Annotated in this window: 14 protein-coding genes; all 14 read right to left on the minus strand. The window is 37.8% G+C overall.

Features of this window, described 5'->3' with window-relative positions; genetic code table 11:
• Positions 1-70: 70 nt before the first annotated feature.
• The 14 genes from codY to GHI93_RS11360 all read right to left on the minus strand — a co-directional run bounded on the left by codY (position 71) and on the right by GHI93_RS11360 (position 12966).
• The gene (codY, locus tag GHI93_RS11295) at positions 71-859 is read right to left on the minus strand and encodes a GTP-sensing pleiotropic transcriptional regulator CodY (protein WP_153497133.1); all 789 of its coding nucleotides are present in this window, start codon (positions 857-859) and stop codon (positions 71-73) included.
• A 303-nt stretch (positions 860-1162) separates the two neighbouring features.
• Positions 1163-2377, minus strand: coding sequence for a pyridoxal phosphate-dependent aminotransferase (locus GHI93_RS11300; protein ID WP_153497134.1), 1215 nt, complete (start codon positions 2375-2377; stop codon positions 1163-1165).
• Positions 2378-2419: 42 nt separating this feature from the next.
• Positions 2420-4021 (minus strand): glycosyltransferase, encoded by a 1602-nt coding sequence (locus GHI93_RS11305; RefSeq protein ID WP_153497135.1) that lies wholly within the window; start codon positions 4019-4021, stop codon positions 2420-2422.
• A 156-nt stretch (positions 4022-4177) separates the two neighbouring features.
• On the minus strand, positions 4178-4510 hold the full coding sequence (locus tag GHI93_RS11310) for a DUF1292 domain-containing protein (protein WP_153497136.1): 333 nt from the start codon (positions 4508-4510) through the stop codon (positions 4178-4180).
• Between the two features lie 14 nt (positions 4511-4524).
• On the minus strand, positions 4525-4950 hold the full coding sequence (gene ruvX / locus GHI93_RS11315) for a Holliday junction resolvase RuvX (RefSeq protein ID WP_153497137.1): 426 nt from the start codon (positions 4948-4950) through the stop codon (positions 4525-4527).
• A complete protein-coding gene (locus GHI93_RS11320; protein ID WP_153497138.1) occupies positions 4950-5216 on the minus strand; it encodes an IreB family regulatory phosphoprotein in 267 nt (88 codons plus the stop codon). Before GHI93_RS11320 ends, ruvX begins: the two co-directional genes overlap by 1 nt.
• 420 nt (positions 5217-5636) lie before the next feature.
• Positions 5637-6548 (minus strand): aldo/keto reductase, encoded by a 912-nt coding sequence (locus GHI93_RS11325; protein WP_153497139.1) that lies wholly within the window; start codon positions 6546-6548, stop codon positions 5637-5639.
• Positions 6549-6783: 235 nt separating this feature from the next.
• A complete protein-coding gene (rpmH, locus tag GHI93_RS11330; RefSeq protein WP_003135255.1) occupies positions 6784-6918 on the minus strand; it encodes a 50S ribosomal protein L34 in 135 nt (44 codons plus the stop codon).
• A gap of 171 nt (positions 6919-7089) precedes the next feature.
• The gene (jag, locus tag GHI93_RS11335; protein WP_153497140.1) at positions 7090-8013 is read right to left on the minus strand and encodes an RNA-binding cell elongation regulator Jag/EloR; all 924 of its coding nucleotides are present in this window, start codon (positions 8011-8013) and stop codon (positions 7090-7092) included.
• A 112-nt stretch (positions 8014-8125) separates the two neighbouring features.
• Positions 8126-8938, minus strand: coding sequence for a YidC/Oxa1 family membrane protein insertase (locus GHI93_RS11340; RefSeq protein ID WP_153497141.1), 813 nt, complete (start codon positions 8936-8938; stop codon positions 8126-8128).
• Positions 8935-9288, minus strand: coding sequence for a ribonuclease P protein component (rnpA, locus tag GHI93_RS11345; RefSeq protein ID WP_153497142.1), 354 nt, complete (start codon positions 9286-9288; stop codon positions 8935-8937). The genes GHI93_RS11340 and rnpA overlap by 4 nt, the downstream gene beginning before the upstream one ends.
• A 92-nt stretch (positions 9289-9380) precedes the next feature.
• Entirely contained in the window at positions 9381-9968 is a 588-nt protein-coding gene (locus GHI93_RS11350; protein WP_153497143.1) for a TetR/AcrR family transcriptional regulator, read from the minus strand.
• A gap of 195 nt (positions 9969-10163) precedes the next feature.
• The gene (gene argH, locus GHI93_RS11355; protein ID WP_153497144.1) at positions 10164-11546 is read right to left on the minus strand and encodes an argininosuccinate lyase; all 1383 of its coding nucleotides are present in this window, start codon (positions 11544-11546) and stop codon (positions 10164-10166) included.
• A 226-nt stretch (positions 11547-11772) separates the two neighbouring features.
• Positions 11773-12966 (minus strand): argininosuccinate synthase, encoded by a 1194-nt coding sequence (locus GHI93_RS11360; RefSeq protein WP_153497145.1) that lies wholly within the window; start codon positions 12964-12966, stop codon positions 11773-11775.
• Positions 12967-13234: the final 268 nt, after the last annotated feature.

The raw sequence follows: 13234 nt of genomic DNA on the forward strand, positions 1-13234 counted from the left end.
TTTTTTGTCAGTACTGACAAAAATATATACCGCAAGTTTATATGGCTGTCACATTTTAAACTAAAGCGCCTTAGAAATTTCGTCCAGCCAGTTTGTCAAACAATCCGTTATTTAGCACTTTGAGATAGGTTCCTTTCATCCCAAGTGAACGCGACTCAATGACACCAGCACTTTCAAGCTTACGTAGTGCATTAACAATGACAGAACGTGTGATTCCAATCTTGTCAGCAATGACAGAAGCAATCACGTGCCCTTCTTCGCCATCGAGTTCTTCGATGATGGCTTTGACCGCCTTCATTTCAGAATAAGAAAGCGTATTAACCGCCATCGTTGCCATCGCATCTTTACGGATATTTGTTTCCATCTGTTCAAGCTTAAGATTTGAAAGTTGAACGCCAATCACAGTTGTCGCAAGCTCAACCAAAACCAAATCATCATCATTAAAAGGTTCGTTATTGCGCCACATGATAAACGTTCCAAGTCGCATTCCTGAGCCGTAAATTGGTGCTAAAGTAGTGACACCTTCAGGATATTCTGCCAGCAACTCTTCAGGGAAAATCGCTAAAGGTTTGTCAACAGGGACATTGGCCATTGTATCGTAAATCCGAACTGCACCACGAACATATTCTTCTGGTAATTTGCGGTCACTAAAGAATTGGTTCACGCGCTCATTATTCGTGTTATAAGGCAATGAAAAGCCAAGCAATTCGCCTTTTGTGTTTATCACACAAGCATTGCAATCAATAACATTAGCTAAACGCTCTGTCATACTATTATATGGGAGTTCTTGCTGTAAATCCGTCACTCCATCTTGCAAAATTGCTGTGATTTTACGTGTTTTTTCAAGTAATGTAGTCAAATTTTTCTCCTATTTTGGATCATTAATCAAAATTTTTCATGATAATTATAACATAAATAAATATAAAAAACAATATAAATTGTCTGAAAATTATCACTTATTTTTTGCAAAATTATTTTTTTAGATGTCAATTGTGTTTTTAATCAAAAAAACTAACAAAATTTGTTAGTTTAAACGGATGACAACGTTCATTTTACTCCAAAAAAGGAGAAGACAACACAAGCCTAAAGGTTGTTTTTTTCGCGTCCTTGAACGACGGCACTTTTTATTTTTACTCTGAGCATCAAACAGTCACTCTTTTCATTACCGTTTGTATTTTCTTAAAAAGCGTTCCATTTTTTCTTGAATTTCTGCTAATTCATCCACACGAGGGAGATAAACAATCCGAAAATGGTCAGGTTGATTCCAGTTAAATCCGCGCCCATGAACCAATAAGATCTTTTCTTCTTTCAAAAAATCTAACACAAATTGCTCATCATTATCAACATTATAAAGCTCGCGATCAATCTTAGGAAACATATAAAATGCCGCTTGAGGTTTTACAGCTGTAAGTCCTGGAATATCATTAATCGCTTTATGAATAAAGTTGCGTTGCTCATAAATACGCCCACCAGGCAGCAATAATTTGTCAACCGACTGTACCCCACCAAGCGAAGTTTGAACGACGGACTGAGCCAATACATTGGAACACAATCGCATCGACGACAGCATATTTAATCCTTCAATATAACCCTTCACGTGCGCTTTATTTCCAGATAAAACCATCCACCCTACACGAAACCCTGCGATACGATGTGACTTAGATAAGCCATTCATTGTGACCACAAATAAATCGGGAGCAAGTGTCGCAATGGGTGTATGTGTCAAACCATCCATAACTAATCGATCATAAATTTCATCTGAGAAAATAATCAAATCATTTTCCCGCGCAATTTGCACAATTTCAAGCAATAATGCTTTGGAATAAAGTGCTCCAGTCGGATTATTTGGATTGATCAAAACAATCGCTTTTGTGTTCGATGTGATTTTTGACTTGATGTCATCTACATCTGGAAACCATCCCGCTTGCTCATCGCATACATAATGCACCGCATTCCCGCCAGCAAGGCTCACAGACGCTGTCCACAACGGGTAATCTGGCATTGGAATCAATACCTCATCTCCGGTATCAAGAAGCCCCTGCATGGCCATTACAATCAGTTCAGAAACACCATTTCCTGTATAAATATCTTCCACATCGACATTAGGAAAGCCTTTGAGTTGACAATATTGCATGATGGCTTTACGGGCAGAAAAAATTCCTTTAGAGTCTGAATAACCCTCACTTTCCACCGCATGATGAATCAAATCTTGGATCACTTCATCGGGCGCTAAAAAGCCAAATTCAGCGGGATTTCCTGTGTTCAAACGCAAGATTTTCTCGCCATTCGCTCGCATCCGCTGTGCCTCATCAAGGACTGGACCACGGATATCATAAGCAACATGATTTAATTTTTGTGATTTTTCAAAATCTCGCATTTTTTTCTCCCTTCACTTAGAAAGTTGCACAAGAAAACTCCCTTATTTCTTTTTATAGATAGTAAACTCTCCCTTACCCGAGCCAATAGACTGATAATTTGCTTTTAATGTGGCAGATAAGCTGTTTGGAATAGGGTAAGAAGATTGAATCACGATCCATTTATTTTGGGCAGTCGCAATGTTCAAATCATAAGTTTGTTTAAATTTTGTAGGATAATACTCCGGAACAGTATCAATTTTTGAGGTGCGTTTTGAAAGACGGTTTATGTTTTTATCCGCAGATAAAACATATACACTATCCTTGCTCGATGTATTATCCTTTATATATTGTACCACAGCTTTTTCCGAAGTAAACGTGGAATGATTAAGTGCAGCAAAAATAAAAGGTGCTGCAAAAACAAAAATCACAACCATAATCGGTGCAAAAAGCTTATTTTGAAGATAAGTCAACCATAAATTTTTCTTTTCTTCAACAGCTTTAGCCATGCTTTTACCTTGAAAAATCATTAAAAATGGTAACACTGCTAAAAAATTAGAACTATCAAAAGTAGGGGCCATCACAGCCATCACACTGACCACAACCGCTCCAATCAAAAGCAGCACATACCAAACGCGTGAAGTGTTTGCCACACGCACCTGAAATACGCCAAGCACAAATCCAGTCACAATTCCAAAAACAAGAAGCAAAACCAGAGACTGCGCAAGCGTGAGCAGCACATCGCCACGTAACCCAAAATGCGTCACTGGAATAAAGATGGACTGTTCAAGCGAAGTATAAATCGTTTGTTGATCCAAGGCATAATAAGCCACAGCATATCCCACAAGAAGTAGGCCAAATACCATACAAAGTCCCTGATAAATTCCTCGCCCAATCCTTAATTGTGACACATTGAAAATCAATAGTGCTAGTGATGATACCAAAAAGAAAATGAACATTACAGGTGAAATCGTTAATACAACTGCGCCAGCCATTCCAAATAAAACAAAAGTGCCGTCTTTACGATCCTCTTGAAAGTACACATCCAAGAACTTCACTGCCCACAAAGCAAACGGAAATGCAAGCAATGTTGGGGCAACACCACCACGTGCTAAACCAGCCGCAGTCGCCATTGTAAACGCAGAAACGACCACGCCAGCATCATTACTTAATGTTTGGTGAACCACCAATCGATAAGCAAGAATCCCACTAGCAACCAAAGCGATCAGCTCAAAAACATAAAGTAAAATCGAATTTCCCGCAAGATTTCCAATCCAATTGATGAAGTAAAAGAGCGCACCACCGGATCCAAAAAAATCATTATAGGGCGTTAATCCATGAGTCATCGCAAATCCAGAGTACAAATATTGAGAAGGAACCGCTGTCGCCATGGTATTGATCAAAGGAAAACTATAAAAGGTCAAGCTTAAAATAAATCCCATCACGAAAATAACGCCATAAGACACCCATGAATAGTGATCTTTCTCCTCACCCAATCGCTCACGTACGGCTCTATTCAAAAGAGATTCATTAGCCAAAGGTTGAGAATTCTCCTTCATTGCCGGTGTTTCAGACACCATCACGTTTTTTTCGTCCTCAAGTGATGTGCTCTGACGTGCTGTTTCTTGAGCTCTTCTTTCAGCACGTGAACCATAATTTTTCGACATTTATCCTCCAACACAATTGTTTATGATCCAATTGTAGTTTAATATAAAAATTATATCAAAAAAAGTCAATCTACTCAATAAACTTAGAAATTTTTCTGATTTTTTATAAAATTAAATCAAAAAAACAATAAAAAAATCTGTCAGTACTGACAGATTTTAGAGTTCCTCTTCTTGTTGATCCATGAAATTATCAAAAACTTCCTCAATCAAATCCCACTCTTCATCAGCATCCTCAGGGATTGGTGTTAAATCCCCTTCTGAACCATCCTCATTTTGAGTGAAAGAATAAGCCTGAATTTCAACTTCTCCATTTTCATCTTCTTGCCCATCAACAGGCATCACAAGAACATAATTTTTACCAAATTCTTCTTGCCCATCAATCGTAAGCAAAATTTCAAACAAACTTTCTGAACCATCATCATCAATTAATGTAATGTAGCGTTCTTCATCTTCATGATGTTCGTGTTCGTGGTCATGTGTATGTGCCATGTTATTCCTCTTTTTTAAAATTTATGCGAATCAAGATAATTTTGCAAAATCAAAACTGCCGCGAGTTTATCAATCGACTTTTTCCGATCTTTGCGATGAACCCCACCAGCAATCAGAACTTTTTCTGCTTGGGCTGTCGTGAGGCGCTCATCTTGATAATCAACAGCAACACCAAAATTCTCAGCGACACGAGTGCCATAATCACGAGAAGCTTCAGCACGAATGCCTTCATCTCCATTCATGTGTTTTGGAAGTCCCAAGATAATCTTTGACGGCTGGTATTCTTGAATCAATTCGCCCAAACGTTCAAAGCCAAGCGCACCATTTTCTGTATCAACTTTGATGGTTTCAATCGGTTGTGCAGTGATTCCAAGCAAATCGCTCACTGCAACGCCAACCGTTTTTGTCCCAACATCAAGTCCTAATATTCGTGCAAACATCAGAGATCTACTCCATGCGCTTTCAAGTAATCTTTGATTAATTCTTCAACAATATCATCACGATCAAAACGACGAATTTTATTTCGTGCATCGTCATGACGAGGAATGTACGCAGGGTCACCTGATAAAACATAACCCACAATTTGGTTGATTGGGTTGTAGCCTTTTGCTTTCAACACATCATACACATTCACAAGCGTTTCACTAATTTCTTTTTTGTCTGAATCTCCAAATTCGAAGCGGACAGTTTCATCTGTAAATCCCATAAGACACCTCCTTTATTGTTGCATTTCATCTTTTATTTTTTGTCAGTACTGACAAAAACCAGCACCGATTCTATAAAGAAACGCAAGTCTTTCTATTCTTAGACGTAGCTCTATTATAAGCTATTTTATCCTATTTTTCAATTCATTTCGCCCAAAAAATAATAAATTAATAACAAAAAAATAAGTAAACACGCGACCTTGACTAATAAACACTCATCACATCCCAAAAATCACTCCGTGAAACAATTTACTTTTTTAAAAACTCGTAAAAAGATCAGGAAAAATGCTTTGACCTACTCAAAAATGAAATTGATGATGAATCCGTCCTCAAATTAATAAAAAAATCGAAGTAATACATCCTTCGATAAAAAATCAAACGTTTCAAAGATTCGTCACAAAACCGATCCTTTACTTTTAATTTTATGGCAAAATATTTCCAGCAGCCTGATAGATGGCATACCATTCTTCACGTGTCAACACCACATCACTCGCATCACACACCTCTTTGATTCGACTTGGCGTAATTGTACCAATCACAGTTTGAATATTTGCAGGATGCCGATTAATCCATGCAATCGCAATCCCTGTCGGAGTCACACCATAGCGATCAGCGAGCGTTTGGAGTTCAGCATTTAATTTTGGAAATTTCTCATTTCCAACAAATGGGCCTTCAAAAAAGCCGTATTGGAAAGGACTCCATGCTTGAATCGTCATCTGATGAATCCGACTATATTCAAGTAAGCCATTATCATGATTCACAGATCCAGCATCCGTCATATTCACATGAATTCCTGCATCAACCATCCCCGTATGCATCACTCCAAATTGAAGCTGATTCATCAACAAAGGCTGCTTGATTGCTGTTTTAAGAAGTTCAATCTGACCTCCATTTTGATTTGAAACACCAAAATGGCGCACTTTACCAGAAGATTCCAGCTCAGAAAAAGCTTGTGCAACCTCCTCAGGCTCAACTAATGTATCTGGACGATGCAAAAGCAACGAATCCAAATAATCCACTCCCAAACGTTGCATCGATCCTTCTACTGCATTTAGAATGTGCTTTTTACTGAAATCAAATGCAATCCCAGGACGAATTCCAACTTTCGACTGAATATAAATGTCTTCACGCTTAATGGAACTCTCTTTTAACGCTTGCGCAAAAATTTTTTCACACTCACCACCACCATAGATGTCTGCATGATCATAAAAATTGATTCCTCCTGCGTAGGCAGTTTCTAGCGCACGCACTGGATCTTTTCCTTTTTCATTGATCCGCATCAAACCCAGTACAATTTGAGAAGCTGACATCTCACCAATTTGAATTTTTTTCAAAATAAGTTCTCCTTTTTTAGACGATGACAAACAAAATCATGAGTTTTATCATTTCTCAAAACAAGTTTGCCCATCTCATTCGTAGTCTTATTATAGCACATTTTTTGAAAACGGTTTAAAAAATTAATTTTAAACAAAAAAACCAGCATCAGCTGATTTTTATCATTTACAAATTATCGCAGTCATTTTGATGAACAAAATAAATCCTGCACTTTTAATTTTGAACAAGTCTTAATTAAACTGTAAGTGAAGCACGTCCTTTGCGACGACGAGCTGCGAGGACACGACGGCCATTTTTAGTTGCCATACGAGCACGGAATCCGTGAGTAGTCTTACGAGGTTTTTTATGGGGTTGGTAAGTACGTTTCATTATTAGTCCTTGGGCTACTTCACTTAAACACTCATCATCACCAAAAAATGGCTAGAATCAGGTTGAAAGTAGCTCCACCGTTGATGCGGTGTTCCTTTCATTGATGATTTTATTACTTTTCTAAAAAAGCATACTTAACAATCTTACACTATCCAATAAGATTTGTCAAGTTTAAATTCCTTTAGTCACCACAATATAGCGATTAAATTCTTGACCTTCAGAGTGGCTTGAAACGCCTCTTTCCTGTGAAATAATGGTATGAACAATCTTACGTTCATTGGATTGCAAATCATTAATATAAACCGTCTCACCACCACGCGCACGTTCTGCAGCGCGATGAGCAAGACTGACAATATATGCTTTGCGTTTTTCATGGTAATCGCCAACATTAACTGCAATATTCATACGTGTATTTAAAATGCTGTTGGCATAAGCCTTTGCAAGCACTTGTAAACTTTGCAAAATCTTACCATGTTTTCCAATCAAAAGCGCATCGTGTTCAGAATTCAAATTAAAGACTGTCAGTATTCCATCAGAACTAATCGAAACCTGTGTCTCAATGCCCATTCCTTTGGTCATTTGAATCAAATAATCAGAAATTTTATCAATGATCTCAGCATCATGCTCTTGTGAAACGGCTGATGGTTTTGACTCACTTGATATTTCCTCATTTTGGAGCGCTTCAAACACTTCATCTAATTCATCTGTTTTAATTTTTTGAGTGACCGTCAATTTCGCGCTCTCAATGATTTCATTGCGTTCTTCTTCAGTGATCTCGCCTTTTTTCTCACGCTCTGCTGCACGTACAGCTTTCACGATTTGACTCAATTCAAGCGTTGCATCCATCGCAGACTTTGCTTTAGGCACGCCAAGATTGACTGACTCAACCCCGCGTTCAGCCAAATGATCCGCTTTACGAACGGTTTCTTCTTGGATGGTTTCAATTTCAACTTTCGCTCGTTTTTTCCCAAACCCCAAAAAACCTTTTTTCTCTTTTTGAATGACGTGAACATGTGAGTTTTCACGTTTAATTCCCAATCTATTCAGTCCACGCTCAATCGCGTCCTCGACTGTCTCTCCAGTAAAAATAGCCATTGTTAACTACTCCTGTTTTATTTATTAGTCCTCCTAAAAAGGACTTCGCCTTAAAAATCTTGGTATGACAAAATCATTGAAAGAACCTTCAAATGATTTAATGATTAACGAATTATTTTTTCTTTTTGGCTTTTTTGATCGCACGTTCTCGTGCTTTTTCTTTATCTTTTAGCACTTGAGCTTTAGATTCGCGCGCCGCTAAAATTTTCCAAGGGTTTGCAATGAGCAACGTTTGGAAAACCTGAAACGCATTAGACATCACCCAGTAAAGTCCAATCCCAGATGCAATATTGACAGCCATAATAAAAATAAAAACAGGCATAATGTACGTCATTGACGTTGTCATTGCATTTTTTTCAGGAGCAGACTTCATCATCAGATAAGAACTCAAAAAGGTAAATACAGCTGCAAGAACTGGTAAAATAAAGGTCGGATCTTTCGCTCCAATATCAAACCATAAAAACGTCCCATGTTTAAGAAAGTCAACACGTGATAACGCTTGATACAACGCCCAAAGTACAGGCATTTGAACCACAAGCGGTAAACAGCCCATATAAGGATTGACTTTATTTTCCGCATAAAGTTTTTGCGTTTCTTCTTGCATCAAACGGCGAGATTCCATGTCCTTGCCCGGATATTTAGCCTGAAGTTTTTTAATTTCAGGTTGAATTTCTTGCATTTTTTGGCTAGATTTAATCTGCATATTCATCAACGGCAATAAAACCGCACGAATAATAATCGTAAATAAGATAATGCCGACACCAGTTAATCCACCAAATGACAAGAAACGAATAATCTGAGCAAAACCATATACAAGTTGATCCCAAAGGTTCGTTGACGAGCTTGTTACAGCAGAATTTCCACATGCTGTCAATACGAACAAGCTACTTGCCGCAATTGAGATCAAAGCGATTTTTTTCTTCAATCAATTTCTCCATCTACATAGATATTTGATAATTTCAAAACATGTTTGAGGTTTCTTTTAACCTCCTCAAAAGTTAAATCTTGCACACCTAAACGCGCAATCACTACAAAATCAACATTTTCAAGACGCGGGGTAAATTCCGCCACTGCATGACGGATCAGTCTTTTAACGCGATTTCTAACGACAGCGTGTCCTAATTTTTTGCTCACAGAAATCCCCACACGATAATGAGGATGGGCTGTATCCAGTGTGTATATCACAAACTTTCGATTGGCAAAGCTATGTTTGGCTGAAAAGATTTGTTCAAAATCTCTTGAGCGTTTCACACGATATTTTTTTTTTATAGCCAAGCCACTTCCTCCATACTGAAATTACCATTTTTTATTTTAACATAATAAACGTAAAATGTCACTAGGAGGAATGAAAACGGTTCAGTATTTTCTTATCTTTTTTCTATTAATGGTGATGTTTTATCCGTCAATGTTTCCAAGAATTCAGTAACCATGTATTCAAAAGAATCTTCTTTTGAAGCTTCGCCTCTTTGAAAATACCCAAGTTGCGAAAGCGTCACAAAACCATGAAGCGAAGAGCGAAATGCTCTACTCTTGTGCAATACTTCTGCTCTGGAAAAATGAAAACTTTCTAAACTCCGACCAATTAACCTTATGTTTTCATTAGAAAGTTCAATTAATTCCTCATTTCTAGTCTGACGAATCATATTGATCAGCTCATAAACCGCTGCATATTCATCTGCAAAATTTCTATAACATTCTGCATAAGCATGAAGCGCATCCGCAGGTTTTTTTGCAATCATGGACTGCGTCAGTTGATGATTCAAAATCCGATGCACATAGACCGCTGTCGCAACACGTACTTCTTCCATATTTTTAAAGTGATTATAAAGAGATGGTGACTTTATCTCAAAATACTCTGCTAACCTTGGAAAACTGACATTAGATAGCCCTATTTTTTTAGCCAAATCAATCGTAGCCAGTACTATTTTTTCTTGGTTTAATGCAATTCTTGCCATTTTTTCTTTCTTTCATCATAAAACGTCTTAGAGCAAAAAACTACTCTCATTCAGTATAAAACTATTTCAACTCTTTTTCAAGCTATTTTCAGTAACGAAAAAGCTAATAATATTAACTTTTTTACAATTACTTTATCTATTTTACACTAAAAAAATGAACAAGAAGGTTTACTTGCTCATTTTACTTATTTTTATTTAATGTTTCTTTAATTCATCTTTTGCAGCCGCAATTTGTGCCAAAACAGAATCAAAACTCGTCCCCCCAAGCGACGTCCGACGAGCCACAGCAACTTCTGACTGTAAAACCGTGTAAATATCTTTTTCTATCAGTACTGACAGCTTTTGATAATCCTCTAAACTCACATCTTGCAAGTAAATGCCTTTTTTAGTACAATCAAGAACCAATTTTCCGACGATTTCATGAGCTTGGCGAAATGGAAGTCCTTTTTTCGCAAGATAATCTGCCAATTCTGTTGCATTTGAAAAGTCTTTTTGTGTCGAAGTTTCCATGACGGATTTGTTGACTGTCATTGTAGATAACATGCCACTCATAATCTCAACTGCTGTCAAAATCGTATCTGCAGAATCAAACATTCCTTCTTTATCTTCTTGCAAATCCTTATTATAAGCAAGCGGTAATCCTTTCATGACCGTCAAAAGCCCCACCAGATTCCCATAAACACGTCCTGTTTTTCCGCGAATTAATTCTGCTAAATCTGGATTTTTCTTTTGTGGCATGATTGACGAACCAGTCGAATAGGCATCAGATAAGGTCACAAACTGAAATTCATGAGAACACCACAGCAAAATTTCCTCGCACAAACGAGACAAATGCATCATTAGCACGCTTGCGTTTGACAAAAATTCTAAAATGAAATCCCGATCACTGACTGCATCCATCGAATTCGCATACGGTTTTTCAAAATCAAGTAAACGTGTTGTCAACTTCCGATCAATCGGAAATGTGGTCCCAGCCAATGCTGCAGCTCCAAGTGGATTCATGTTTGTATGTTTGATATTAAATTCAAATCGCTCAAAATCACGTGTAAACATCTGATAATATGCCATTAAATGCTGTCCAAAAGAAATCGGTTGTGCGTGTTGTAAGTGCGTATAACCTGGCATCACGGTGTCAACTTGATTGACAGCAAGGTTTACAATCGTTTCTCGAAGTTTTGTCAGTGCTGACAGCATCTGGTTAAGCACCGCTTTTAAGTACAAGTGCATGTCTGTTGCAACTTGATCATTGCGTGACCGTGCAGTATGGAGTTTTCCAGCGACAGGACCAATTGCTTGCGTCAGATAAGATTCCATGTTCATGTGGATATCTTCGTTTTCTATTTTAAACTCAATCTCCCCTGCAATCAGCTTTTGCTCTACTAATTCCAGTCCTTGAGCGATTTGTTTTGCCTCGTCTTGACTAATAATTCCAGTCTCTCCAAGCATCTTCACGTGTGCAAGAGACCCTTGCAAATCAAACGGCGCCAAACGTTGCTCAAATTTGATTGACGCACCATATTCTTCTGTCTGTTGATCGAGCCCTTGCTCAAAACGTCCACCCCAAAGCTTTTCTACCATCTTTACTCTTTTCTATCTTTCATCTGTTTTGATTTGGTAATTCCTGTTATGGCTGAAAAAATCAGCCAAGAGCTGCGATTTTCGATGCTAAATTCCTAAAAACGCACGAATGAATCTCCTCATTTTATCCGCAAAAAATAATGGTAGCGAGGCTCTCTGACCTCGCTCCTTCCATTTTCGTATCTCAATAGCAACTCTCTGTTTCCCTTAATTGAAATCGAACAGATTAATCTTTATTCACTTGCGCATTCACTTGTGTTGGCAATCCCCAAAGTTTGATGAATCCAACAGCAGCTGCTTGATCAAATTCATCTGCTGCAGTGTAAGTCGCCAAATTTTCATTGTACAATGAATTTGCAGATTTTCGCCCAACTGGTGTCGCATTTCCCTTGTAAAGTTTTACTTTAACCGTCCCATTCACTACTTTTTGTGTCTCATCGAGATAAGCCACTAAAGCTTGTGTCGCAGGATTAAACCACAATCCATTATAAATCAAATTTGACAATTCATTTTCAATGACAGGTTTAAAATGCGCTAATTCTCGAACAAACGTTAAATCTTCCAAATCTTTATGAGCTTTCAAAAGTGTCAAAGCCCCTGGACATTCATAAAATTCACGTGATTTAATCCCCACCAAACGATTTTCAATGTGATCAATCCGACCCACACCATGTTCTCCAGCCAAGATATTCACTTCATTGACCAACTGATAAAGATCCATTTTTTGCCCATTCAATGCCACAGGTAAGCCTGCTTCAAAATCAAGTTCAATATATTCTGCTTCATCTGGTGCATCTTCTACTGCTTTTGTCATGAAAAATGCATCCTCAGGACAAGTGTTCCATGGATTTTCAAGCACCCCAGCCTCAATTGCACGTCCCCAAAGATTCATATCAATCGAATAAGGATTATCAAGATTTGCAGGAATTGGGATATGATGCTCCATCGCATAATTTATCTCTTCTTCACGCGCCCAGTGCCATTCCCGCACTGGCGCAATGACATCAAGCTCAGGAGCTAGCGCATGAATCGCCACCTCAAACCGAACCTGATCGTTTCCTTTTCCTGTACAGCCATGAGCAATCGCTGACGCACCCGTTTGCTTTGCGACTTCAACCAATTTTTTGGCGATCAAAGGACGCGACAATGCAGAAACTAAAGGATATTTATTTTCATACATCAGATTTCCTTTGAGTGCAGCGCCAACAAAAATCTCAGAAAATTCTTTTTTACAATCCAACACGATAGACTCTATTGCGCCCACTTGCAATGCTTTGTCATGAATGAAATTCAAATCTTTTCCTTCACCCACATCCATACATGCCGCAACAACATCAAACCCTTTATCTGTCAACCACTTAATGGCAACACTTGTATCCAATCCACCAGAATATGCCAAAACTACTTTTTTGTTTTCCATTTTTAAATCCTCTTATTTTTTAATATATATACATTTTACTGCATAATTATTTAAAAGTCAAGTCATAAATAATGCCTTATTCAATTTATTTTATGCAAAATTGCATAAGATTTTTCAAATGATCGTTGCTATGATATAATAGTTATACCCGAATTGCTAGTTAATTTCATTGGAAAATAAATAAGTCGTGCTATCCTAATCTTAAACCACTAAGCATTAGAAAGCGCACGACTTATATGACTTATAATAGCACACTTCCAAAAGTTTT

The sequence above is a fragment of the Lactococcus hircilactis genome (assembly GCF_009601015.1).
In the GTDB taxonomy this organism is placed as follows: Bacteria; Bacillota; Bacilli; order Lactobacillales; family Streptococcaceae; genus Lactococcus; species Lactococcus hircilactis.